Origin of the sequence: Reyranella humidisoli (genome assembly GCF_019039055.1) — a bacterium.
GTDB lineage: Bacteria > Pseudomonadota > Alphaproteobacteria > Reyranellales > Reyranellaceae > Reyranella > Reyranella humidisoli.
Genome location: NZ_JAHOPB010000001.1, coordinates 462,944 through 487,435 on the forward strand (window position 1 = coordinate 462,944; position 24,492 = coordinate 487,435).

Annotated in this window: 20 protein-coding genes; 8 read left to right on the forward strand and 12 right to left on the reverse strand. The window is 66.0% G+C overall.

Annotation, left to right across the window (positions count from 1 at the left end):
- Positions 1-20: 20 nt before the first annotated feature.
- From KQ910_RS02285 to KQ910_RS02315, 7 genes are all read right to left on the reverse strand, one after another.
- Complete coding sequence (locus KQ910_RS02285) at positions 21-233, reverse strand: hypothetical protein (protein WP_216956769.1); 213 nt, start codon at positions 231-233, stop codon at positions 21-23.
- Positions 234-427: 194 nt separating this feature from the next.
- Positions 428-2,461, reverse strand: a complete 2,034-nt coding sequence (locus KQ910_RS02290) for a TonB-dependent receptor (RefSeq protein ID WP_216956771.1) — start codon at positions 2,459-2,461, stop codon at positions 428-430.
- 230 nt (positions 2,462-2,691) lie between these two features.
- Positions 2,692-2,913: a hypothetical protein gene (locus KQ910_RS02295; protein ID WP_216956773.1), complete on the reverse strand. Its 222-nt coding sequence runs from the start codon at positions 2,911-2,913 to the stop codon at positions 2,692-2,694.
- A gap of 271 nt (positions 2,914-3,184) precedes the next feature.
- Positions 3,185-6,871, reverse strand: coding sequence for an AsmA family protein (locus KQ910_RS02300; RefSeq protein ID WP_216956775.1), 3,687 nt, complete (start codon positions 6,869-6,871; stop codon positions 3,185-3,187).
- A 136-nt stretch (positions 6,872-7,007) separates the two neighbouring features.
- Positions 7,008-8,663: an ABC transporter permease gene (locus KQ910_RS02305; RefSeq protein ID WP_216956777.1), complete on the reverse strand. Its 1,656-nt coding sequence runs from the start codon at positions 8,661-8,663 to the stop codon at positions 7,008-7,010.
- Positions 8,660-9,652 carry an ABC transporter ATP-binding protein gene (locus KQ910_RS02310; RefSeq protein WP_216956779.1) on the reverse strand — a complete coding sequence of 331 codons (993 nt, stop codon included), beginning with the start codon at positions 9,650-9,652 and terminating at the stop codon, positions 8,660-8,662. The genes KQ910_RS02305 and KQ910_RS02310 overlap by 4 nt, the downstream gene beginning before the upstream one ends.
- 2 nt (positions 9,653-9,654) lie before the next feature.
- Entirely contained in the window at positions 9,655-10,668 is a 1,014-nt protein-coding gene (locus KQ910_RS02315) for an extracellular solute-binding protein (RefSeq protein ID WP_216956781.1), read from the reverse strand.
- A gap of 63 nt (positions 10,669-10,731) precedes the next feature.
- Between KQ910_RS02315 and KQ910_RS02320 the strand changes: the two genes are divergently transcribed.
- Positions 10,732-11,811 (forward strand): LLM class flavin-dependent oxidoreductase, encoded by a 1,080-nt coding sequence (locus KQ910_RS02320; protein ID WP_216956782.1) that lies wholly within the window; start codon positions 10,732-10,734, stop codon positions 11,809-11,811.
- A gap of 169 nt (positions 11,812-11,980) precedes the next feature.
- The gene (locus KQ910_RS02325) at positions 11,981-13,570 is read left to right on the forward strand and encodes an ABC transporter substrate-binding protein (RefSeq protein WP_216956784.1); all 1,590 of its coding nucleotides are present in this window, start codon (positions 11,981-11,983) and stop codon (positions 13,568-13,570) included.
- On the opposite strand, the gene KQ910_RS02330 is transcribed toward KQ910_RS02325, so the two are convergent.
- Genes KQ910_RS02330 through KQ910_RS02340 form a run of 3 tightly spaced genes read right to left on the reverse strand, consistent with a single transcriptional unit; the run spans position 13,567 to position 16,663 of the window.
- Positions 13,567-14,028, reverse strand: a complete 462-nt coding sequence (locus KQ910_RS02330; RefSeq protein WP_216956786.1) for a YaiI/YqxD family protein — start codon at positions 14,026-14,028, stop codon at positions 13,567-13,569. The two genes, KQ910_RS02325 and KQ910_RS02330, sit on opposite strands and share 4 nt — an antisense overlap.
- Positions 14,025-15,131 (reverse strand): enolase C-terminal domain-like protein, encoded by a 1,107-nt coding sequence (locus KQ910_RS02335; RefSeq protein WP_216956788.1) that lies wholly within the window; start codon positions 15,129-15,131, stop codon positions 14,025-14,027. The genes KQ910_RS02330 and KQ910_RS02335 overlap by 4 nt, the downstream gene beginning before the upstream one ends.
- Entirely contained in the window at positions 15,128-16,663 is a 1,536-nt protein-coding gene (locus KQ910_RS02340) for a carboxylesterase/lipase family protein (RefSeq protein ID WP_216956790.1), read from the reverse strand. Before KQ910_RS02340 ends, KQ910_RS02335 begins: the two co-directional genes overlap by 4 nt.
- 126 nt (positions 16,664-16,789) lie before the next feature.
- Here KQ910_RS02340 and KQ910_RS02345 point away from each other — a divergent pair, with 126 nt between their 5' ends.
- From KQ910_RS02345 to KQ910_RS02355, 3 genes are all read left to right on the forward strand, one after another.
- Complete coding sequence (locus tag KQ910_RS02345) at positions 16,790-17,515, forward strand: ABC transporter substrate-binding protein (protein ID WP_216956792.1); 726 nt, start codon at positions 16,790-16,792, stop codon at positions 17,513-17,515.
- Between the two features lie 25 nt (positions 17,516-17,540).
- On the forward strand, positions 17,541-18,233 hold the full coding sequence (locus tag KQ910_RS02350) for a hypothetical protein (protein WP_216956795.1): 693 nt from the start codon (positions 17,541-17,543) through the stop codon (positions 18,231-18,233).
- Positions 18,234-18,548: 315 nt separating this feature from the next.
- On the forward strand, positions 18,549-18,740 hold the full coding sequence (locus KQ910_RS02355; protein ID WP_216956797.1) for a hypothetical protein: 192 nt from the start codon (positions 18,549-18,551) through the stop codon (positions 18,738-18,740).
- On the opposite strand, the gene KQ910_RS02360 is transcribed toward KQ910_RS02355, so the two are convergent.
- The gene (locus tag KQ910_RS02360) at positions 18,737-20,077 is read right to left on the reverse strand and encodes a histidine-type phosphatase (RefSeq protein WP_216956800.1); all 1,341 of its coding nucleotides are present in this window, start codon (positions 20,075-20,077) and stop codon (positions 18,737-18,739) included. The genes KQ910_RS02355 and KQ910_RS02360 overlap by 4 nt on opposite strands.
- Before the next feature lie 199 nt (positions 20,078-20,276).
- Between KQ910_RS02360 and KQ910_RS02365 the strand changes: the two genes are divergently transcribed.
- On the forward strand, positions 20,277-22,133 hold the full coding sequence (locus tag KQ910_RS02365) for an ABC transporter ATP-binding protein (protein ID WP_216956802.1): 1,857 nt from the start codon (positions 20,277-20,279) through the stop codon (positions 22,131-22,133).
- Between the two features lie 4 nt (positions 22,134-22,137).
- The gene (gene xth / locus KQ910_RS02370) at positions 22,138-22,911 is read left to right on the forward strand and encodes an exodeoxyribonuclease III (protein WP_216956804.1); all 774 of its coding nucleotides are present in this window, start codon (positions 22,138-22,140) and stop codon (positions 22,909-22,911) included.
- A gap of 120 nt (positions 22,912-23,031) precedes the next feature.
- On the opposite strand, the gene KQ910_RS02375 is transcribed toward xth, so the two are convergent.
- Entirely contained in the window at positions 23,032-23,373 is a 342-nt protein-coding gene (locus KQ910_RS02375) for a hypothetical protein (protein WP_216956806.1), read from the reverse strand.
- 196 nt (positions 23,374-23,569) lie between these two features.
- Between KQ910_RS02375 and KQ910_RS02380 the strand changes: the two genes are divergently transcribed.
- A complete protein-coding gene (locus KQ910_RS02380; protein ID WP_216956808.1) occupies positions 23,570-24,490 on the forward strand; it encodes an aq_1923 C-terminal domain in 921 nt (306 codons plus the stop codon).
- The last annotated feature ends 2 nt before the right edge of the window (positions 24,491-24,492 follow it).

Here is a 24,492-nt window from a genome sequence, read left to right on the forward strand (position 1 = left end):
GGTCCGGTCGGGTTCGCAGCTTACGGACGGCCACGATCGCGACCGCGACGGGAACCGCCTTCGCGTACCAGCACAAGCCCTTCGTCGACATTGCCGGGCGCGTCGATCGCCGGAGCCTTGGCTTCGTCCGCCGCGACCGTGGGGGCGACCGCCGGCTGGAAAGTGGGAGCGGCGAAGGCAACGGCCGGTAGGGTGGCGGCGACGAGCGTGGCAAGCAGGGTGGACTTCATCATTACGTTTCTCTCCGTGTTGGGCGGATGCCTGGGGCATCCGCCCAACCAGATTGCGAGCGGCGTGCCACCCATGCCGTAAGCGCTAACCATCTGAATACAAAGGAAATCCGGGAATACGTGGACTTTCGACGACGGAGGAGTGGGGGATTTGCCCCACCCACTTGGGTCTATTGGCCCATTCTCGCGAAGACGCCTTAGAAATTCTGCGACAGGGTAAGGAAGAATGCGCGTCTCATGCCGTACTGCGGCGCACCGACGCCGACCCCTGCTCCGGTCCGCAACTGGTATTGATTATCGGTAACGTTCAGAAGATCGAACCGCAGCCGCGTCGATCTCTTCTCGAGGATCGGAATCGACTGGGTGATCGACAGGTTGAGGGTGGCATAGCCCGGCAGTGACGTGTCGTTGGGTGTCGTCACGGTGGTCCGAAGGCCACTCCCGAGGATCAGGTCGGCGGCGAGCCGGGTTGCGTGGTCGGTCTTGTAGCCGAAGGCATATGAAATGCCGGCCGAACCGGAAAGGCCCTGGTCATGATCGGCAGGAATCCAGTTGAGGGCGATGTAGTCGAGTTCCGCCGGGCTCGCATTGAACTGGGCCGAGTTGAACCCGATGACGGAAACGCGAGACCAGGCGAGATTGGCATAGAGTGACCACGGCCCCTCGTCATAGCTGGCGAAGACCTCGAAACCTCTCGCTTGCGCGTATGCATAGTTGAAGGCGGTCATCAGCACGGGTGCCCCGAACTGCCCCTCATCCACGTAGTTCTGCGCGAACTTGTAGTAGGCGCTGAACCCGAGTGCGAGATGAGGCAGCGGCTTCGCTGTCAGGCCGAAATCGATATAGTCCGAGCGCTCGGCGCGCACCGGGTCGTTCAGAGTCACCAAAGGCTCCACCGTCGTCCCCGCACGGGATGCGAGCGATCCTGCCGTCACAAAACCAAGCGGCGGCGGAACGAAGTATCTTGCGTATCCTGCGCGCACTGAGACCGAAGGAACCGGTTCCCAAACCACGTTGACGCGAGGACTGAGCTGGTTCTCGCTCGTCATTCCGGACACCGCATCGAAGCGCAGCCCCCAGTTGACGGTCAGCGACGGCAAGGCGCGCCACTCGTGCTGCAGATAGACGCTGTAGGTCCAGGCCGTCAGGTCGGAGTAGTCGAAGATGCCGACTGGTTGTCCACCCGGCACAAGACCGCCGGCGCCGGGGACGAGAGGCAAGACGTTGGCCCAGGTCGTACTGTTCACCTGCTCGCGTTGCACAAGGTAGCCTCCGCGCAGCGTGTGCCCTTCGGCCAGTTTCCAGCTGGCGTCGCCCTGCAGGCCAGCAGCGACTCCCTGTCGGACCGCCCATGGGGCAAAGCCATTGTAGAGGAGGTCGCCGATCGGGTCCGGCTCATAGGCCAGGCTGGAGTAACGAGCGAACGCAGACACTTGGAAATTGACGTCCCGATATGTCTTCTGCAGCGAAGCGATCCCGAAGTAGGTCGATTCAGATTGCTGCTGATCGAGCAGCGTGCTGTCCCAGGACGAAATGCCGTTGACGGTGAAGGCGGGAACCTGAAATGGCAGATTGGGGATCTGGAATCGGGCGGCGGCTCCTCCACCGATGAAGCTAAGGCGCGTCTGCTCGTCGATGATCCCGGTAACCTTCGTCAGCGCGTACCACTGCTTGGTATCGTCGTGGAGCGGCTGGTAGGATGCCGTCGGGTTCTCCATGCCGATGCTGTTGCTGGTGAACTGGCCAACGGCAAAGAAATCGACCGAACCCGAGCGCCCTCCGTACTGCAGGACGGGCTGTATCCAGTTGTATGATCCCGTCATCACCGCCGCTTCGGTACCGGGATCGGTCGTTCCCGACCGAACACCGATGTCGACCACCCCGGCCGTCGTCAGGCCGTACTGGGCCGGCAAGGCGCCGGTGAGCAGAGACAGGGTGTCCGTGAAGCGTGCACTGAACACCTGGGTGAAGGCCGACAATCCCTCCGGCAGTTGAACGCCGTCGAACCGGTATTGGAGGTTGCTGTGGTCGCCGCGGACGTGGATGCGGCCGAAACCGTCCTGAACCACGCCGGGCGCACGGAGCAGCACCTGGCCGAGAGGTGCGTTCTCCCCCTGGGGAATGTTCTCGATGTTCTGGCGTGTGAAGCCGTACCGCGTGGCCCCGAGGTCCGGCATGATCGCGGCGCGATCCTGATCGAGGCGGCTCGCTGTAACCTGGATCTCGGGCATGGTGCCGCGAGGCGATCCACTGGGTATTGCCGTCTGGGCTCCTGCAGGCACCGCACACAGGCAAATACCTGCCCAAGCCGCGAGGCGCGTCGACCGACAGAGCATTCACTTCCCAAATGGCATTTGGCTTGAGCCGCTTTCCGGCCCTTAGGGCGCCGGGCGAGTCGACGCTCGCGTCGCCGTCCCGAGACGCCGGACCCGGATGCACCGGGTCCGGCATTCCGGACTAACTACGGCCGACGGCGGCCGCGGTCGCGATCGCGGCCACGTCCGTTGCGCGACTCGGCCTCGCGAACGGTGACCAGCGGGTTGGTGTCCTGCGACGGCTCGACGGTCGCGGCCTGCTCGGCCGGGGCGAGAGCCTCGACGGAGGGCTGAAACGTCGGCGCAGCGAAAGCCAGAGCGGGCAACGAGACGGCGGCGAGTACGCCGAGAATGGTCGACTTCATCATGAGCTTACCTCCTTGGTTGCGGACGCTTTAAGCGCCCATCCGACACATCGCCAAAGCCGTGCCACTGTGCCAAAGAGGATCAACTCATTGATTCAACGTGATTTTATGAAGCCCCTCGCAGACAGCTCCAACTGGCGATGGGGTATTTGCCCCACCCAACTGGGTGATCTAACCCATCACCTGCCCCGAAACTCCAGCAACTATCGATTGGCCCGAACAAAGCGCTCGTTTCCCTCCGCGTGAACATTCACGTGGAAGAAGACCGAGAGGTTCACTTGCCGCGGATGCTCATGGTCGGGGCCGAGACCGGGCCGCTGACCGTCATCACATAGTCCGTCGCGCCGTTCGAGCCGGCGTCGAGCGCGATGGTCGTCTCCGTCGTCGCAGAAGTCAGGTTGGTGCGGCTGTCGATACGCGCCGTCGCATTCGGGCCCTTCACCGCGTGGTTCTGCAGCTGGATCTCGCCGTTCGAAAGCGTGATGTCGCCTTCGATCGAACTCTGCGCATTGATGAACCCCGAGAGGACCGCCGAGTTGAACCCCATCTCGGTGCTGAAGATGCTGCCGACGCCCGTTGCGAACGAGGCGAGGCCCAGCGATCCCTTGGTGACCGACGGGTAGACGACGCCGGACAGATGGCCCTGGCCCGTCAACGAATCGCGAATCTGCTCGGGTGAATTGCCCTGGCCCTGCAGCGCGATCTTCATGACGTTGATCTTGCCGTCGATCGCCACCGTCAGATTGTCGTTGCCGAAGACGTTCTGGCCCGCCGTGCCGCGCAGCATCTCGCCGACATAGATGCCCTGCAAGGTGCCCGCGACGTCGACCGTCATCGTGTCCTTCGACGCATCGATCGTACCGCCGAAATCGACGGCGCCGCTGTAGAACTGACCGGTGAGCTTCGACACCTTCACGACGCCGTTCTTCAGGGTCGCGTCCATGTCGGCATACGTCACCTTGAGGGACCCGAACTCGATCGCGCTGGTTTCGAGATTCAGGGTCGCATCGAAAGCGCGCAGGGCCGAGAGATCGATCTGCTTGCCGGCGGCTGCGCGGGGCGCGCGGGCCGGCAGCGGCACGGAAGCAGCGTTCGGTCCAGCCGGTGCCGCCGGCAGCGCCGGCGTGGGCACGGCGGTCGCCGGCGCGTCGGTGACTCCCAGCCAATCGTCGAGGTCCAGCGTTCCGGGGATGCGCAGGTTGGCGGTGAAGTTGGGGCGTTGCCCCAGCGCAGCGTCGATGCGGCCCGCCATCTGCGTGCCCATCGCCGTGAGTTTACCGTCGAAGGCGGCGCGCTGCTCGTTGCCCTTGAACGCGCCTTCCGCCGCCAGAGCGCCCAGCCCTTCCTGCGAGCGGCCGGTGGCGACCGAGACGAGCCGGCTCGCATCCTGGGCCTGCACGCTGAAATTCGAGAGGTCGAAGGCGAACTTGTCGCCCAGCACCAGCGAGCCCGTGGCACGCACCGTCGCGCCAGCCGCGGTAACGGAGGCGTTGCGCAGGTTCAACGCTTCCATCGTGCCGGCGACGTTGCCCCCTGCCGTCGACGCGCCCAGCTTGCCGTTCAGGAACTTCGGCAGGCCGGCATAGACCAGCAGCTTGTCGGTGTCGGGCATGGTCGCGTTGAAGGTGACGTCGAAGCGCGGCACCGTGCCGAAGTCGGCGACCTGGCCCTTGAAGTCGAACTTGGCACCCAGCACGTCTGCCAGCTTGAGGCCGTTCACCTTGAGCAGATTGCCCTGGATGGCGAGATCGGCATCGATTCCGCTCAACGTCTCGCCGCGGAACAGGAGCTTGGCCACCTTCGCCTTGAGGCCGAGGACCGGCAGCGTCTTGTCGGGAGGAGCCGCTGCGGCGGGCGCGGTGAGCACCGGCGCGGTCGCCGTCGTCACCGCCGCCGGCAACACGGACGAGAGCGTCGCGGCGTCCTTCGGCTGCGGCAGGTAGGCGTCGAGATCGAAGCGATCGAGTTGCACCGAGGTCGCCAGGGTCAGCGGCACGCCGAACGCGATGCTGCCGCTGCCGGTCGCGCGCTGGCCGTCGAGATCCATGCCGAGATCGGAGATCTGCAGGCTGTTGGCCGTCGAGGCGACCTTGCCCTTGATCGTCAGCGACTGGAGCTTGCCGGCGGGAATGCCCGACGTGTCGATCTCCAGCCAGGCCAGCGTCTCGCGCAGGTGCGTGCCGGTGAGGCTGAATTCGCCGGCCGACTGGATGGGGTTGGCGGCAGGCTTGGCGCCCGCATCGGCCGCCGCCGCCGGGGCGGCACTGGCCTGCAGCACCATCTCGCCGGGCAGGATGGCGCTGAAGCGGGGCACGGCGATCACGCCCTTCCGGATCTCCACCGCCAGCGCCACGTCGCGCATCGTGCCCTTACGATAGGTGACTTCCTTGGCGTCGATCGAGAATACGACGGTGAAGGCCGGCGGGAACGGCGACAGCGAGGCCGGGGCCGCGGGAGTCGCCGCGGGTGCCTTGGCCGGGGCTGCCGGGCCGGTCGCGGGCTTGGCCGCCTGATTGGCAGGCGGTTGCGCCGCAGGATTGGCGGGCGGCGCGGCATTCGGCTTGGCACCGGCCGCCGGCGGCGCGGCGGGCGCCGTCGCGACGGAACCGGCGGCCGGAGGCTTGGGGGGTGCCGCAGCGGTCGGGGCCGCAGGAGGCGCGGGAACCGCCGCCGCGGGCGGCTTGGTCGTGGCGTTTGCGGGAGGTGCCGTGCCCGCCGGGGTGACGGGTGCGGGCTTGGCCCCGGCCGCTGGCGGCGCGGCAGGCTGGGCCGCGGGCTTGGCGGGCGCGGCAGCCCCAGCCGGTGCCGCAGCCCCCGCCAGTGCGGCAGGCGGCTTGGGCGTCGCCTCGGTCGCGCCGGGTTTGGCGGGCGTCGCGGGCGGGGCCGGCGCGACGGGCGCGGCCGTCTTCGGCTTGAAGGCATCGGGATTGGACAGCAGCGCAATCCACTTCCCGGCATCTAGTTTCGCCATCGACAGCCGGCTTTCGAGCGACGGATTGGCGCCGCCCGTCAGCACGACGTTGCCCGATACGGTCTCGTCGGCCATCGACATCTTGAAGTTCGTCAGCGCCACCCTCTCGGCCGACAGGTCGATGTCGCCATCGAACGCGAACTGGCCGATGACCGACGCGTCGAACGCCGGCGGCTCCTGGCCGCCCGCCCGGACCAGTGTGGCGATGAAGTCGGTCAGGCCGGCAGTCGAGAGCGAAACCTTGCCCTTCACGTCGGCGTCGACGGCGATGCGGCTGATATGGCCGTCGAAGTTCAGCGAGCCGCTCTGCACCTTGAGCTTGAAGGACATGTCGTTGCCCTTGTCCGTCGGCGTGCCGACCGACGCCATCAGCGACAGGGGCACGCCGTTGACCGTCGCGGTGCCGTCGAAGCTGAACGGCCCCTGAAACGAACCGACCGAGGCCAGGAGCTCGACGTTCTCGGCCTTCAGGGTCTGGTTGGTCTTGGGATTGGTGTAGCTGAGAGTGCCTTCGCGGATCTTGAGGGTGCCGATCGCCAGGTGCAGGCCGCTGCTGGGTGCGCCGGAGGGCTGGCTGGCGCCGGCACCGGGATTGAATTCCCAGTTGGGCCGGCCGTCGGCATCGCTCTCCAGCACGATGGTGGGCCGGAAGAGCGTGAGCCGGCCGACCTCGATCTTGCCGCGCAGCAGCGCGCCCAGCGACGGCGAGACGCCGATCCAGCGCACATCCACCATCTGTGCGCCCTTGGCGCCGACGGCGTTGGCGAAATGGACCTGGCGGGCGCTGATGCGGGGCCGCGGAAAGAAGGTGAGCTTGAGCGGGCCCTGGATCACCAGTTCCCGGCCCGTCGCCTCCTTCACCGCGGCGATCATGGCCGGTTTGTATTGCTCGACGTTCAGCAGCGTCGGCGCCAGGAAGCCGGCAAGCGTCACCAGGGCGAAAAACGCCGCGATGGCCGCTCCGATCCGGATCCAGGTTCGCTTCCGCATGGCCAAATGGGTTCTCGTCACGCCGGCAAGGGCATATGAACGCCGGAAGCCCCCGCAGGATGCATCCAGTTTAGATGAGGGCCCGCATTGGGGCTATTCCAAGGTGGGCCCCGTCACAGGCTTGCCCCCGCCCGGGTCAGGCCGCCAGCTCGTAGCGGCGGATCAGCCGGTAGAGGAGCGCGATCGGGACCAAAGTCACCACGATCAGTGTCGATGCCGCCGCCGTGGCGATGCCCCCGCCGCCGCCTTCGAGGGCCTGGAACATGACCACCGTGAGCGTGCGCCACTGGCCGCTGTAGAGCACGACGGTGGCGCTGAGTTCAGAAGCGATGGTCACCCAGGTCAGCACGAAGCCGCTCATGATGCCGCCCAGCATAAGCGGCACCAGGATGCGCGCAAAAGTCTGCAGCGGCGAGCGGCCGAGGCTGATCGAGGCTTCCTCCAGCGAGGGATCGATCTGGTGCAGGATGCCGCTCGACGAGCGCACCGCGAACGGGATTTTGCGCACCGTATAGGCCAGCACCATGATGAACGGCCCGCCCGTCAGGATCAGCCAGCCGCTGTTGAACGAGACGACGAAGCCGATCGCCAGCACCGTGCCGGCCACGGCGAACGGCAGCGTGGCGATCACGTCGAGAACCGCCGCCAGACCGGAGCGCAGCCGCGTCACCACATAGGCGATCGGCACACCGATCAGCGTGACGCCGATCGCCGCCAGCGTGGCGAACATCAGCGTGTTCAGCAGCGGCCGCGTCGAGCGCTCGAACAGGGCCGTGAAGTTGGCCGTGCTGAAATTGGGATGGAGGACCGGTCCGCGGAACTCCATGAACGACAACACGACAATGGCGAAGAACGGCACCAGGGCCAGCAGCACGACTGCCCAGCAATAGACGGTTGCGGCGATCCGCAGGCCGGGGCCGACCTTCAGGATCGGCGGCGCGGAGCGTGCGCCGGTGGCGAAGCGGCGGTTGGCGAGGAAGCGCCGCTGGATCAGCAGCACCAGCGAGGTCATCAGGATCAGCAGTACGCCCAGCACGCCGGCCGACGACGGGTTGGGCGCGGTCTCGCCGACGAACAGCTTGAAGGCCTCGACGGCGAAGATCGGCATGTCCTCGGCCAGCACGAAGGGTACGCCGAAATTCTCCAGTGTCTCGATGAAGACCAGCAGGCCGCCCGCCAGGATCGAGGGGACGACGATGGGCAGGGTCACGGTCCACAAGGTGCGGCGCGGCGAGGAGCCGAGGCTCTGCGCGGCCTCCTCGATCGAGACATCGACCGCCTTGAAGCCCGCCATCGTCGGCAGCAGGACGTAGGGATAGAGCGTCAGCGTGTAGACGAGGATGATGCCGCCGGCGCCATAGATCGAGCCGAAGCCGATGCCCCAGGAGTTGAGCCACTGCGTCACCACGCCGGCACGGCCCAGCAGCAGCACAATGGCGTAGGCGCTGACGAAGGACGGCAGGACCAGCGGCATGGCGGCGAGCGCGATGATGGCGGCCTTGCCCGGCACCGGCAGACGTGCCAGCGCGAAGGCGAAGGGCACCGAAATCACGATGGTGGTGATCGTGGCCGCGACGCCGATCATCAGCGTGTTGGCCACGGCGCCGCGATAGAACGGACGGCCCAGGATCTTGACGTAGTTGGCGAAGGTGAACTTCTCGCCATCGCCGTCCAGCACGCTGGCGCCGAAGACGTTGAACAGCGGATAGAGCAGGAAGAGGCCCAGGAACAGGAACCCGAGCGCGGCGATGGCCAGCGGCAGGCGTTGCTGATGCGGAACTGAGAGCGTCACGGCAGCACGGTCACTCGTGCCGGATCGTAAGCGAGCGTCACCTGTGCGCCCGCCGCCAGCGTGCGATGCGGCTCGTCGAGCGACGCGACCCGGATCAAGGCGCCATCGGCCAGCTGCACGTCGAAGCGCGTGATCGGCCCCAGGATTTCGACATGCGTTACGGCGCCCGAAAGTCGCGGCCAGCCGGAAGGCGCCTCCGCATCCAGGCGCAGCGCTTCGGGTCGCAGCGAGATCATGCCTGTGCCGGCAAGGCCCAGCACTTTCGGTTCGAGCAGGTTGGTGGTGCCCATGAACTCCGCCGCGAAGCGCGACGCGGGCTGGCGATAGATCTCGGCCGGCGCGCCGACCTGCTCCAGCCTGCCGCTCTGCATCAGGGCGATGCGGTCGGACACCGACATCGCCTCTTCCTGGTCGTGCGTCACGTAGATCGCGGTAATGCCCAACGACTTCTGCAGCTCGCGGATCTCGGCGCGCATGCTGACCCGCAGCCGCGCATCGAGATTGCTGAGCGGCTCGTCGAACAGCAGGACCTGCGGGCGGATCACCAGCGCGCGGGCGATGGCGACGCGCTGCAACTGGCCGCCCGAGAGCTGGTGCGGCCAGCGCTCGCCGTAACCGCCGAGCTGAACCAGCGACAGCGCTTCCTCGACGCGGCGCGCAACTTCCGCCGCGGGCACCTTCCGCGCCTTCAGGCCGTAGGCCACGTTGCCGGCCACAGTCAGGTTGGGGAACACCGCATAGTTCTGGAACACCATGCCGATATCGCGCGTATGCGCCGGCAGGGTGTCGATGCGCTTCGCCCCGAACCGGATCTGGCCCGCGTCGAGCTCGCAGAAACCCGCGATCATGCGCAGCAGGGTGGTCTTGCCGCAGCCCGACGGCCCCAGGAGGGTAAAGAATTCGCCTTCGCCGACGGTGAGATTCACACCGTCGACCGCGCGCACCGTCCCGAAGGTCCGGGTCGCGCCGTCAATGACGATATCGGTCACGCTCAGCGGGACTCCTGCAGCATGTCCTTGATCTTCTCGAGCGTCTCCTTGCGCTTCTCCGTCCAGGCGTCCTCGTTGTAGGTCAGCATCTTGAGGCTGCCGATCGGCGGCAGGCCGCCCGGCAGGGTCGCGAGGTCGAGGTCGGTGCGCGTCGGCCGGCGATACGTGGCCTTGAGGATCATCTCGCGCACGTCCTTGCGGTTCACGAAATCGACGAAGGCCCTGGCCTCCTGCGGATCGGGGCCGTTCTTGATGATGGCGACGCCTTCCATGGTGGCGAGCGTGCCGTCGGCCGGATAGATCGTCTTCACCGGCGCGCCGCCCGCGGCCCACATCGGGCCGGCATATTCCAGCGAGATGCCCAGCGGGTACTCGCCGTTGCCGACGCCCTGGAAGACCAGCGAGGAGCGGTTCAGTACCTTCAGGTTCCTGAACAGCTGACCGACCTTCTTCCAGCCCGCCTCGCCGCCGCCCCACAGGTCGACCAGCATGGTGACCGTGGTGTAGGCCGAACCCGAGTTGGCGGGATCGGTGAAGGCGATCTTGCCCTTCCACTTCGGGTCGAGCAGGTCGTTCCAGCCCTTCGGCCCCTGGTCGGCCGGCAGGATCTTGGTGTTCTGCAGGATCACCAGCAGGTGGAGGTTGTTGCCGACCCAGAGATCGGTTGGATCGCGATACTCGACCGGGATCGCATCCTTGTTCTTCGAGGCGTAGGGCGCGAACAGCGCCTTGTTGGTCTGCAGCAGCGAGCGGCTGATGCCCCAGACGATGTCGCCGAGCGGACGTTCCTTCTCGGCCTGCAGGCGGCGGATCACCACGCCGGAGCCTGCGACCACCGGCTCGACGGCGATGCCGGTTTCCTTGGTGAAGGCCGCGAACACGAGATCGTTCAGTGTGCTTTCGTTGGACGTATAGATTACGACCTTCTTCTGCTGCGCCTGCGCGGCCATCGGCAGCAGCGCCGCCGCCGCGAAAGCCAATCCCAATGCTGCAACGCAGCGTCTCGTCGGTGCCATCCAGCCCTCCCCAATAACGTCCGGGCTTTATATAGTCAGGGACAGGAAGAGGGAACGAAGACGATGGCTGATATTGCGTTCGGGTTTCAGGCCGCGCCGGCCAGCGACGTCCACAAGTCGGACCAGACGCTCTATCGCGAGGTGATGGACGACTGCGCACTCGGCCAGAAGCTCGGCTTCGACGCAGCCTGGCTGCTTGAACATCATTTCAGCGACTACTATCCGACGCCGAGCCCGCTCCTGTTCATGGCGCACATCGCCGCCGCCTTCCCCGACCTGTCGCTGGGCACCTCGGTTCTGGTGCTGCCCTGGTATCATCCGCTGCGGCTGGCGGAAGAGATTGCCATGCTGAACAGCATGACCAACGGCACGCTCCATCTCGGCATCGGCCGCGGCACGGCGAAGATGGAGTACGACGCCTACAACATCGACATGAACGAAGCGCGTGCCCGTTTCACCGAATGCTACCGCATCGTCGAGAAAGGCCTTACGGGCGAGCCTTTCACGCATGACGGTCCGTTCTGGAAGATCGAGAAGCCGATCAGGCTGCGGCCCGATCCCACCACCAAGAAGGTCCGCTTCTACGGCGCCATCGGCAGCCCGGCGAGCGCCGAGGTGATGGGTGACCTCGGCGTCGCGCCGATCTGCCTGTCGACCTTTCCCGACAAACTGCTGGTGAAGATCCTCGAACGCTGGCGCGCGCGGGCGGGCGCCGCATCGAAGGATGCGATCCTGCCGATCTCGGTCAAGATGTTCATCGCCGACACCGACGAGGAGGCGCGCGATCTCGGCCGCCGGTTCTATCCGCCCTACTTCGACCTGCAGTGCACCCACTACGAGTCCGACGCCAACCCGTGGGCTGACATTCCCGAGTACCAGGACTTCAGCCGCATGTTCGCCAACCTGCGCAAGCTCACCGACCCGGCGGAGCTCGGGCCGTTCATGGACTCCAACCTGGTGGGCAGTCCCGAGACGATCTGCCGGCGCATCGACCAGCTTGCCGCACTCGGCTTCAACTACTTCATGGTGTCCTCGGCGACTCCCGGAACCCCGCTGGAGCTGCGCCAGCGCATGATGACCCGGTTCGCCCGGGAGGTCTGCCCCCGCTACTCGAGCGCCATGCGTTCCGCGCACGCCGCGTGAGCCGACGGGCATTTGTATTGCTTGTATCCTGAGAGGCGCTCTCGCCTTCCCGAGCCACCTGCGCCAGTCCTACTGTGCAGGAATGAATATTTCGCCCGGGCCGCCAGCCTGTCAGCCTAGTGACAATGCTGTGGCCGGCGAGTCCGGCGTCGCGTGAAGGCTTTTGAAGATGCGTACGAGGCTGCTCATCGGGTCCCTGGCCCTGCTGCTGGGTTGGTGCGATGTCGCGCTCGCCCAGCGTACTGGCGGCGTGCTGCGCATCTTCCATCGCGACAATCCCGCGAGCGCATCGATCCTCGAGGAGACCAACGCCTCGACCGTCGTGGCCTTCATGCCGCTCTTCAACAACCTCGTGATGTTCGATCCGGCCGTCGCACAGAACAGCGAAGAGGCAGTCGTTCCCGACCTCGCCGAATCCTGGGCCTGGAACGACGACAGGACTGAGCTGTCGTTCAAGCTGCGGCGTGGCGTGAAGTGGCACGACGGCATGCCGTTCACGTCGAGCGACGTGGAATGCACCTTCAATCTCCTGACCAACAGGGCACGCAACCGGCTGCGCACCAATCCGCGCGGCTCATGGTTCGGCAACGTCAACTTCGTGCGCGCACCGACCGACTTCGACGTCACGATCCATCTCAACCGGCCGCAGCCCTCCCTTCTGGCCATGCTGGCCTCGGGCTTCATCCCTATCTATCCCTGCCACGTGCCTCTGGCGCAGATGCGGGTGAAACCGGTCGGCACCGGCCCCTTCAAGCTGGACTCGTTCAACCAGTTCGACCGTATCCGCCTCACGCGAAATCCGGACTACTGGAAGACCGGCCGTCCCTATCTCGACGGCATCGAATTCTCGGTCGTCGCCAGTCGTTCGACGGCGTTGCTGAGTTTCGTCGCCGGACGGTACGACATGACCTTCCCCAGCGACGTGTCGATGTCGCAGCTGCGCGACGTCCGGCGCCAGTCTCCGCGCGTGATGTGCGAGGCGACGGCGATGAACAACAACACGAATCTGATGCTCAATCGCGAAGTGCCGCCGTTCGACAACCCCGACATCCGCCGGGCGCTGTTGCTTACGCTCGACCGGAAGACCTTCATGGATTCCCTCGCAGACGGCAGCGGCGCCATCGGCGGCCATCTGCAGCCGGCCCCCGAAGGCCGCTGGGGCCTGCCGGCGGAGATGCTGGCAAAATTGCCCGGCTACGGCGCCGATCTCGAGAAAAACCGCGCCGAGGCCCGCGAGTTGATGCGCAAGGCGGGCTACGGGCCGGAAAAGCCGCTGCCGCTCAAGATCTTCACCCGTGCCGTCTCGCTCTATCGCAGCCCGGCGGCAGTACTGGCCACGCAACTGCAGGAAATTTACTTCGATCCCACGCTCGACGTCGTCGAGACCGTGCACTGGTTCACCCGCCTGCAGCGCCGCGACTATGCGCTGGCGATCGAGACGACGGGCAATGCCCTCGACGACCCCGACCAGGTCTTCTACGAGACCTTCGCCTGCCGCTCGGAGCGCAACTACAATCGCTACTGCAATCCCGAGATCGAACGGCTGTTCGAGGCCCAGTCCTCGGAGCTCGATGTCGAGAAGCGCCGCCAGCTCGTCTGGGATCTCGAAGCCAGGCTGCTGGCCGACAGCGCCCGCCCGCCGCTGATGTGGAACCGCGCCGCGACCTGCTGGCAGCCCTACGTCCAGGGCTTCGTGCCGCAGACCAACAGCTCCTATAACGGTTTCCGCTTCGAGGAAGTCTGGATCGACCGGCGCTAGGGCTGGCGGCGCCGGATCTTCTGCACCGCTTCGTCGAGCGCCGAGAGGAAGCGCGAGCGGTCCCGCGCCGCCATCGGCTTCGGCCCACCCGTCACTTCTCCCATCGCCCGCAAGTTCGACATCAGGTCGCGACTCGCCATCGCCATGCCGATCGACGAGGCGGTGAACGGCACGCCGGTCGAGCCGATCACCGAAGCGCCCTTCTTGAGGCTGCGGTCGGCCAACGGAATGTCCGACGTGATGACGATGTCGTCGGGGCCGGCACGCTCGGCGATCCAGTCGTCCGCGGCATCGAAGCCATCACTCACGACAACCCGTTCGATCCGCGGATCGCGCGGCACGCCGATATAGGAATTGGCCACGACGAAGACCTTGAGGCCGTACCGCTCGGCGACGCGGTACACTTCCGCCTTCACCGGACAGGCATCGGCATCGATGTAGATCTGGATCGGCCTCACGTCAGGACGGCTACTTTCTTGCGCTCGATCAGGGCAAAGTCGATGGCGGCCCCGAGACCCGGTTCATTCGGCACGTGCACCATGCCGTCGCGCCCGACGACGATGTCGCGCTCCAACCCGTATTTCTGCGCGCCGTCGGGCAGCAGCACCTCGAAGAACTCGGTGTTGCGGATCGAGGCGATGACATGGAGGTTCGCCATGTTGTTCAGCGAGTTGCCGCCATGGTGGACCTCGTAGTTCATGCGGAAGGCCTCGGCGAGATGCGCGGTCTTCACCAGGGTGGTGATGCCGCCCTTCACCGCCACGTCGCCGCGCAGATAGTCGGTCGCCTTGGCCATGATCCATTGCTGATAGGAATCGAGACCGGTGACCGGATACTCCGTCGCCATGATCGGGATTGAGAGCTGCTGCTTCAGCTTGGTGTAATTGTAGATGTCCTGGTCGGCGAGCGGGTCCTCGTACCAGTAGAAGCCCATCTCCTGCACGGCGCGGCCGACCCGGATGGCGGCCGGATAATCGTAGCTCCAGGTCGAGTCGAGCATGATCGTGTAGTCGCCGACGGCGCGACGCACGGCCTCGCAGACCTTGATATCCTCTTTCCAGCGCGTCGGCGGATGGATCTTGTAGGCGGCCCAGCCGTATTCCTTGAAGCGCATCGCCTCTTCGGCGTACTCGGCCGGCGAGGCCAGCACGGCGGAACTCGCATAGGCTGGCACGGTCTCGCGATAGGTGCCGAGCAGGCGATGGATGGGCTGGCCCATCGCCTTGCCGATCAGGTCCCATAGCGCTACGTCGACGGCACCGATGGCCCGGACGCCCGCCGAGCGCTGGCGCTTCCAGATTTCCTGGTTGATGTGCTCGCGCTGGAACGGGTCCTTGCCGATCAGGACCGGCTTGAGGTGGGTGATCAGCCCCTGCCCGTCGGTCGTCGCAGGGTTCATCGCCGAGCCGAGGAAGGCATGTCCTTCGAGGCCCTCGTCGGTGACGAGCCGCAGCAGGCCAAGCGCGCTCTTGCCCGAGAACCGGCCCGTGTGCGCGCCGTAGGTGGTCGCCGGGATATCGTCCCAGGCGAACAGCGTCAGCGTGACGTCGGTGATCTTCATTCCTTAATCTCCCAGACCCGCCGCTCCGTGCCATACGGGTCGATGTCGAGGTGGCAAACCGTGTCGAAAATCATCGTGGCCCGCATGCCGCCCGAATAGGCGGGCCAGACCGGCAGCCCGGCATGGTTGGGATTGCCGCGCTTCGCAAAGGCAATCCAGGCCCGGCTCATTGCCTCGCCGAGCGGCAGTCGCGCGGGATCGTCGCCGGTCAGTTCCGCCGATTCGAGATTGGAGAAGACGAAGGGGATCTCAAGCGTATGGCAGGATCGCAGCCTGCCGCCCAGCACCGGAGTCTCCCAGGCGAAGAGATAGACGAACACCGGCGCGGTCTCCTGCACCAGTTTGCGCTCCGCGATCAGGAGCGACGGCGCGCGGACGCCCAGGTCCGAAACGATGGCGATGGCGATCTCATCCGGCCGCAGCCGCGGCTGCGCCTTGCGATAGGTGGCGATGACCTCGGCCGCCTTCACGCCGAGATAGGGCGTGAGCGATTCGGGCAGGCTCTCGAACGTGGCATCCGCGACCCAGGGCATGTGACCCAGGAACAGCGTCATCTCGTCCTTGTTGCTGCCGATCATCAACGGCACGTCGAGCGACGTCAGAGGCGCCTTCGGCGCAAACGGACCGCCGGGGAAAAGCGTGCCGTCGATGACCGGGTTGAAGCCCAGCCGTCGCCGGTCGGCGAAGGCGGCGCGGCTGACGCCCGCCAGCACCTTGACCTGCGCCTCGAGGATCTTCGCCGGCGGCATCTCGCGCAGTTTGCCGGCATCGGCGGGATCGAGGCCCAGATGCTCCAGCATCTGCCGCGCCGTCTTCGTGCCGTCCTCCCGGTTGGCCATTTGCACGGCAGGACCACTCTGGATGATGGCCTTGTGGAACAGGCCCCTGGCCGGCGGCATCGCCATCAGCACGCTCACCTTCGCGCCCCCGCCCGATTCGCCGAAGATGGTGACGTTCTGCGGATCGCCACCGAAGCGGGCGATGTTGTCGCGCACCCATTCGAGCGCCGCGATGATGTCCAGCACGCCCGCCAGGCCCGCCTGCTCGAAGCCGTCGGCGATATCCTCGAGGTGCAGGTAGCCCAGCGCACCGAGGCGATGATTGAACGAGACGACCACGACATCGTCGAGCCGGCAGAGATTGGCGCCGTCGGACCAGGGCGAGGAGCCCGAGCCGGTGATGAAGGCGCCGCCATGACACCAGAACAGGACGGGCCTGTCCGCGCCTTCGCGACCCGAGGTCCAGACGTTGAGATAGAGACAGTCCTCGTCGAGCTTCTGTTTGCCCGCAAGCGTGAAGAGGCGCAGCAGGTCGTCGGGCAGAGCAAAGACGTTCTGGCTCTGTACGGCCATGTTGCCGTAGGCCGTCGCATCGCGAACGCCGCTCCAGGGCTTCGGCTTGTCCGGCGGCCGGAACCGCAGGTCACCCAGCGGCGGCTCGGCATACGGAATTCCCTTGAAGATCTCGACGCCGCGGTCGCTCGTGCCGCGAACCTTGCCGGCGGTGGTCTCGACGACGACTTCTGTGCTCATGGCCGCAGTCTAGCGCGAACCGGAAGCTCGGCGCTGCTGCGGGATCGCATCAATTTCGCCAGGCTGCAGAGCGGGATGGCGCTCATCTGCCTACCATCCGGTCACGGTTGCCCATAGACTGGCGGCATGATCGACAAAGCCCGAGCCCAACTTGCCCCCACCGGCGTCCTGCGCGCCGGCATCAACCTGTCCAACTTCCTGCTGGTCACCGGCCGCAGCGAAAAGAACGATCCGGTCGGCGTCGCGCCGGACATGGCGGGCGCGATCGCCGAAGCGCTGGGCGTGCCGGTGAAGTACGTCCCCTTCAAGACGCCAGGAGAACTCGGCGACCAGGTCGGCAAGGACGTGTGGGACATCGGCCTGATCGGCGCCGAGCCGCAGCGCGCCGAGAAGATCCAGTTCACCGCCGCCTATGTCGAGATCGAGGCGACCTACATGGTGCCCGAGGGCTCGTCGATCAAATCGATCGCCGACGTGGACAGAAAAGGCGTGCGCATCGCCGTGTCCGCGCGCTCGGCCTACGATCTGTGGCTGGTCAACAACATCAAGAACGCCACGCTGGTGCAGGTGAGCGGCCTCGACGCGGCCTACGAGAAATTCATGTCGGACAAGCTCGAGGTTCTGGCGGGCCTGCGTCCGGGCCTTCTCAAGGATGTCGAGAAGGCACCCGGCCTCAAGATCCTCGACGGCAAGTTCACCGCGGTCCAGCAGGCCGTCGGCACCGCCAAGGCCAACACCGACGGCGCGGCCTTCCTCGCCGACTTCGTGGAGAAGGCCAAGAAATCCGGCCTCGTCCAAAGCTTCATCGACCGCCACAAGGTCAAGGGCCTGACTGTCGCGCCGCCGGCCTGACGTTCCCGGACCGGCCGAGCCCTTCATGGAACTCAACATCAAGACGCTCTACCTGGTCGGCGCCATCGTCACGGTGTGCGGCGCGGGCGCTGCGCTGCTGACCTGGTACCATCATCGCGACGCGCCGGGCCTGCGTGCCTGGACCGCGGCTTTGCTGCTCACCAGCCTGGGCGCGTTGATCCTGCGCTTTCAGACCTCGCAGGCCGACCTCACTCTGGCGCTCGCCGCCGACATGCTGATCGTCGCGGGTTTCGCCTGCATGTGGCTCAGCCTCAGGTTCGCCAATCACGGGCGCTCCGGCCTGCCGCGGCTGATCCTGCTCTCGATCACCGTCAGCCTGGCGTTTCTCGTCCTGTTCGTCGTGCTGCGCGCGATGGGCGCGGGCCGGCAGGCAGCCGCCATCCCCTTCTCGCTGTTCCTCGGATTGCTGGGCCTCGCCTCCGCCTGGGAAATCTGGCAGGGCCGCCACAAGGACCGGCTGAGCAGCCGCCTGCCGGCCGCTCTGGCGTTCGTGGGCCTCGGCATTGCGCGCGTGATCCGCGCGGGCGTGCTGGGCTTCGAGGTCCTGCATGTGCTGCCGGCCGGCTCCGCAGCGGCGACACACCCCTACACGCTCTACGCCACGATCGTCTTCACGCTGGTGGTCACTTACGGTCTGGTGATGATGGCCAGCGAACAGGCCGGCCGCCAGGAAGCGGCCCAGTTCGCCGAGTCCTGAGGCAGACCGGCTAAAGCTCGCTGCCGACGAACTGCCTGAACTCGGCCGTCTTCGGATCGGCGAACAGTTCGGCCGTCGGGCCGATCTCCCAGACCTTGCCGCGATGCATGAACACGACGAGGTCGGCGACCCTGCGGGCGCGCCGCCCACGAAGGCGATCAGCGACAGCAGGATCGTCCAGCGTGCGCGAAACCGGGCAAAGTCGGGGCGGTTCCCGGCTTTATCCAGCTCTGCGCTTTCAACTTTCATGCGGCCATCACGTTATCAGCTCCAGAACCGGAGGTTGATTCACGTATGCCAAGAGACATTCGAACGATGCCCAAGGGCCTGATCGCCCCGCTGACGCAGGCGACCCTCACGTCGTTACGCGGGCTTGCCGACGGGACCGCGTCGTCGATGGCCGAGGATCATCGCGCGCGTCTGCTTTACCTGGCGCTAATCGAGTCCGGCCCCGAAGGCGATGCCATCACGGCACTGGGCCGCGAGCGGCTGGTGTCGGATCGTTAGTAGTTGCCGGCGCTGGAGGTCACGCAGCCCGGCTCGACAGCCGCTTTCACGATCTTGAGGAAGCTCTCCAGCGGACAGGCATCGTTCACCAGGTCGGCCGCGCAGGCCGGCAGGGCGACCTGTTTCATGCCGGGCGGATCGCGGTAGCTGAGTGGCGCACGACGGCGCATCTCGTCCAGCGTCTGCGCATAATAGGCGAGACGCACATAACGTCTCCCTGTGCTGACATCGAGAAACTGTTCGAAGGCCAGCGCACCGCCGGGCGAGGCTTCCGCCGGCAGATAGCCGGGGATCTGCCAGGTGAGGTCAAGCAGGGCGGCAATGTTGTGGATGTTGCTCTGGTGCCCAACCAATAGGCCCAAGCGGACCGGCTGGCCCGTCGCGGCGTGTCCCGGGAAACTGTGCCCGTTCACGAGGATGGCGCCGACCAGCGACAGCAGGTTCGAGCCGCGCTGCTGGGCGATCGGCTTCGTCTTCTGCGTGAGATCCTGGACGAACTGATGGATGGACAGCAGCTCGTTCAGCGTCGCGTCGTGTGCGATTCGGCCCCAGGCGACCTGATCCTTCGGCATTCCCTCGGCCGACTGCATCAGGAAATTCTCGGCGGCCGTCGATGCATAACCCAGCGGGCCGCGCAGCCTAACCCAGCCGTCGGCATCGGCGACCACGCTCGACGCGACGCCCGCCTCCCCACAACTGCCGCCGCCCACTCCTTTGGTCGCGCCGGCCGGGCAGAGAACCGATTGCATCATCGTGAGCTGCGAGGCGTAGTTCCGCAGCGCCGAGGCGAAGCTGCCGCCCAGCCGCGCCATGACGGCGGCCTGGTTGGCCGCGCCGTTCATCGGACAGGAAGCGGTCGGCTGCGGGTGGAAGATCGGATCGGGCACGGTGAAGTTGGCCTGGTTGCGCAGCGGCAGGTTCGCGCAGCGCGGATACATGCCGGCCAGGATTGCCGCGCCGGTCACGCGGGTGCGCTGGTCGAGATCCGTCCAGGCCGCGACCGTCCCCGCGGTCGGGCAATCGTCCGCCTGGATCAGCCCGCGCCCGCCATAGAGCACACGATAGTAGGTGCCCATCAGACGCATCAGCTCCTCGCCGCGTGGCGACAGGAAGCCCGGTTCAACCGGCCAGGTCGGCCAGGCCGTCGCGCTGTATCGATCGAGCTGTTCGTTGGTCGCGATCGGCGCACGCACGCCATGCCGGTTGAGTACGACGGCCCGCTCGATCTGCCAGCCCGGCGGCGTCGGCAGGATCTGAGCGTGGACGGGCGTCATCATCGCCACGACCGAGGCGACGAGCGAGGCGGCGAAGACGGCGGTGCGGACGCGTAGGCTCATGGTAACTCCCCCGGCGCGCACTATGCCGTCTCTGGGTCCCGCCCGTCATCCGTTCCGTGCTAGAATTTGCCATGCCCGTTCCATGGACGATCTCGCACGCCGACCGGCCGGTCGTGGCCGCCCGCCTGCGGCCAGCGCCCGCCCTGGCGGCCGGATGACGGGACCGGAACCCGCATCCCCTCGCCGGAGTTAGACGGGAATGCCCGCGCCGTCGACGACCAACGCCAGCTCCTTTCGCGAACGCGTCGGCGCGCTCAGGAACCTGTGGCCGTTCCTCGCCATGGTCTGGGCAACCAGCCCGTCGCTCACCTCAGCCACCATCCTCCTGCGCCTGGTACGCGCCCTGCTGCCGGTGGCCACGCTCTATATCGGCAAGCTGATCATCGACGACGTGGTGATGCTGGTGCAGTTGCCCGACAAGCCGGCGACGCTGCAGCAATGGCTCGACAGCGGCCATCTCAACAAGCTGGGCCTGCTGCTGGCCGCCGAGTTCACGGTGGCGGTACTGGCCGACATACTGGGCCGCATCGTCACCTTCCTCGACGGGTTGCTGGCCGAGCGGGTCAGCACGAGTTCGAGCGTGCGACTGATGGAGCATGCCGCAACCCTCGACCTCGAGGATTTCGAGGACGCCGAATTCCAGGACCAGCTCGAACGCGCGCGCCGCCAGACCAGCGGCCGCATGACGCTCATGAGCCAGCTTTTCTCGCAGGCGCAGGACCTCGTCACCGTGGCGAGCCTGGCGGCCGGCCTGATCGTCTTCGCGCCGTGGCTGATCGTGCTGCTGCTGGTGGCGCTGGTGCCGGCTTTCCTCGGCGAGGCGCATTTCAATGCCAAGAGCTATTCGCTCGACTTCGGTCGCACGCCCGAGCGGCGCGAACTCGACTATGTCCGACAGACCGCGGCCAGCGTCGAGACCGCCAAGGAAGTGAAGATCTTCGGCCTCAACGACTTCCTGATCGACCGATACCGCCGCCTCGCCGCATCTTTCTATGACGCGAACCGCCGGCTGGCGCTGCGCCGCGCCGGCTGGGGCGGGCTGTTCACCACCATCGGCACGATCGGCTACTACTTCGCCTACGCCTACATCGCCTGGCGCACGCTGACCGGCGAATTCTCCGTGGGCGACCTCACCTTCCTCGCGGGCTCCTTCCGCCGCCTGCGCACCCTGCTCGAATCGCTGCTGAGCGGCTTTTCATCCGTCGCGGGCCAGGCACTCTATCTCGACGATCTCGTCTCCTTCTTCGCGGTCCGGCCGGAAATCCATTCGCCGGCCGATCCCCTGCCCTTTCCCAGGCCGATTCGCGACGGCTTCGTGTTCGAGGATGTCGGCTTCATCTATCCCGGCGCCGAGCGGTGGGCGGTGCGCCATCTTTCCTTCACCCTGAAGGCCGGCGAGGTGGTGGCGCTGGTCGGCGAGAACGGCGCGGGCAAGACCACGCTGGTGAAGCTGCTGACGCGGCTGTACGACCCCGACGAGGGCCGCATCCTGCTCGACGGCCGCGACCTGCGCGACTACGGGCTCGACGAATTGCGCGGCAGCATGGGCGTCATCTTCCAGGACTTCGTCCGCTACAACCTGCCGGCCGGCGACAATATCGCGGTCGGCCGGATCGCGGCGCGCGCCGACCATGAACGCATCGCGCGGGCCGCCAACCGCAGCCAGGCCGACGAGGTGATCGCGCGCCTGGCCGGCGGCTACGACCAGATGATCGGCAAGCGCTTCAAGAACGGCGTCGAACTGTCCGGCGGCGAATGGCAGAAGATCGCCATCGCCCGCGCCTACATGCGCGAGGCCGAGGTGCTGATCCTCGACGAGCCGACCGCCGCTCTCGACGCCCGCGCCGAATACGAGGTGTTCCGGCGCTTCAAGGAGCTGAGCGCCGGCAAGACGGCGGTGCTGATCTCCCACCGCTTCTCCAGCGTCCGCATGGCCGACCGCATCCTCGTGCTGGCCGACGGCAAGGTCGAGGCGCAGGGCACGCACGAGGAACTGGTGGCACAGCAGGGTCGCTACGCCGAACTCTTCGAGCTGCAGGCGGCGGGATACCGCTAGCGCCATGAAGATCGCCACCTTCAACGTCAACAACGTGAACCGACGGCTGCCCAACCTGCTCGCCTGGCTGAAGCGCGCAAAACCGGACATCGTGTGTCTTCAGGAGTTGAAGGCAGCCGACGAGGCGTTCCCAGAGGCCGCGCTGCGGCGCGCCGGCTATCCGGCGGTCTGGCACGGACAGAAAACGTGGAACGGCGTCGCCATTCTCGGCCGCAAATCGGCGCCCGTCCTCATCCGCAAGAGGCTACCCGGCGACCGCACGGATACGCAGAGTCGCTACATCGAAGCCGCGGTGAAGGGGTTGGTGATCGGCTGCCTCTATGCGCCCAACGGCAACCCGCAGCCGGGCCCGAAACTCACCTACAAGCTCGACTGGATGCGCCGCCTGCAGACCCACGCGAAATCACTGCTGAAGAGCGGCGCGCCGGTCGTGCTGGCAGGCGACTACAATGTCGTGCCGACCGACTTCGACATCTATTCGCTGCGCTCGTGGAAGAACGATGCGCTGGTCCAGCCGGCGCCGCGCGCGGCGTTCAGGAAGCTGCTGGCGCAGGGTTGGACCGACAGCCTGCGCACGCTCCATCCCGACGCGCCGATGTACACTTTCTGGGATTACATGCGGCAGCGCTGGGAGCGCGATGCGGGCCTGCGCCTCGACCATCTGCTGCTGAGCCCCGATCTCGTCCCGCGCCTGAAGCGCGGCGGCGTCGATCGCGAAGAACGCGGGCGCGAAGGCCCGAGCGACCATGCGCCCGCGTGGATCGAACTGAAGAAGTAAGAGCCCCTCTCCATTCAAAATGGGAGGAGCTGCGTTTCACGTGATCGCTCTGCCAACGGCGCTCCCGGACATTGCCAAAGGCAATGTCCTGCCGCTTGGCGGGCTGAGCTTCGCTCAGCCTCACATGGAGGGCGGAAGCTCGTTCAGCGCCTGCTTGGCGATCGGCATCATCGTCTCGCAGAAGTTCTTCTTGTTCTTCTCGGCTTCCTTTTCCATCGTGTCGTAGGTCTTGTCGAGCTTGCGGTCGGCGATGTTGAGCTGCTTCTCCGCCCACTCGATCCAGAATTCGAGACGCTTTTCCTGCTCCTTGGTCATGTCGAGGTCGCACGTGTCGACCGCGACGGAAACCGCATAGAGGCCGATCACCATCTTCTCGGCATCGTCCTTCGTGAGCGTCTGGGCGGAAGCGGCGCCAAGCGGCAGCGCGAGCAGGATGAGCAGACTGGAGAAGAGGCGAAACATGAAAAACTCCCGGGGCTGAGGCCGGGACCCTACTTCAATGTCCCGTCGAGCGTAATCTCCTGATTCAGCATACATGACAGGACTTTGGGTGTTTGCAGTTGAAATGCCAAAGCCTTGCAAACGCACCGCGGATATCGCGGTGCTCGTCGCTGTCTGCCCCGGCTGATAGTCTCTTCCTCGCAATCGGGAGAATTGGATGCGTATCGTTTTCGTGGCGCTGATGTCGGCACTCCTGTGGTTCGGATTTGCCGCGGGTGCCTCGGCACAGACCGGTCTGGAGCGCTTCGAGAAGGAACTGAAGCCCCAGTTCGAGCTGAAGAAGTTCAGCTATGCGAGCGGCCAGCCACTCGGCGCGTCGGGATTCGTCCTGAACGATGTCGTCGCGGTGGTGCCCGCCAACCCCGCCACCGGCGACAAGGAGAGCACGGTCAGGATCGACAAGGTGACGGTCGAAGATCTGGATTTCGAGCGTCTCAGGAAGGATGCCAAGGACGATCTTTCGCCGCGTTTCGCCAAGCTCAGGATGGAAGGCGTCACGGGCGACGACGAGATGTTCACGGCGCTGGAACCCTACGGTGTGCCCAACGTCCCCTTCGACATGGCGCTCGACTACCGGATCGATCCGGCTGCGAAGGTGCTGACGCTCAACATGCTGGAGGTCAGCCTTCGCGGCCAGGCACGCCTGGCCCTGTCGATGATCCTCGACGGGGTGAGCGACAAGACAGACATCGACAGCGCCAAGGACGACGCCCGGCTGCGCAGCGCCTCCCTCACCATCGACGACAAGCAGCTGTTCGCCAAGCTGGTCCCCGCGGCGGCCAAGGAAGAGGGAATCACGGCCGATGAACTCATCACGACCGCGCTCGATGCCCTTGGCGCCTTCGCCCAGGCGCAGAGCGGCGAGACGCTTAAGGCTCTCGACGCGGTCGTCTCGTTCATCGCCGACTGGAAGGCGCCGAAGGGTGCCCTGGTGCTGGGCCTGAAGCCCGCGAAGACCGCGGGTCTCGACGACATCGACAAGATCATGGAGCCCAACGCGCTCTCGACCATCTTCGGCTTCACCGCCACCTATCCCGGAACGAGGGCCGGAGCGGCCCAGGCCGGGTCGAAGAAGTAGAA